The organism is Salinimicrobium oceani (assembly GCF_012037645.1).
In genome coordinates, this window is record NZ_JAAVJR010000624.1 from 1 (window position 1) to 452 (window position 452).

Annotated in this window: 1 protein-coding gene; it reads right to left on the reverse strand. The window is 44.7% G+C overall.

Annotation, left to right across the window (positions count from 1 at the left end; translation table 11 throughout):
• The coding region (locus HC175_RS18570) for a ferrous iron transporter B (protein ID WP_168139695.1) at positions 1-452 on the reverse strand (452 nt) is incomplete at both ends.

The window sequence follows — 452 nt, forward strand, 5'->3', positions numbered from 1 at the left end:
TGATCTTTCCTGCTCCCAACACAAAGGCTTTGGTTTTTTCCACCACATTGATCCCGACATTTTTGAGCATTGGCACCTTATAATTGGGCATTTCAATAACGAAATAGGATTTGCTTTTGATCTTGAGGATCTTATGAAGCACCCAGGCCGAAAATATTGCCATTCCGAAGCCCAGCATGTATAACAGCATAAGAGTTAATCCCTGTAGGTTCAATCCCATAAAGGAGCGTTCGGGAATAACCAGTGCAATAATGATGAGGTAAACCGGAAGCCTGGCAGAACAAGTAGTAAAAGGCACTACCAGGATGGTAATTAGCCGCTCTTTCCAATCTTCAATATTTCTTGAGGCCATAACCGCAGGTATGGCACAGGCAGTACCCGAAACCAGTGGCACCACACTTTTTCCGCTTAACCCGAACCTTCTCATGGTGCGGTCCATAAGGAATACAACG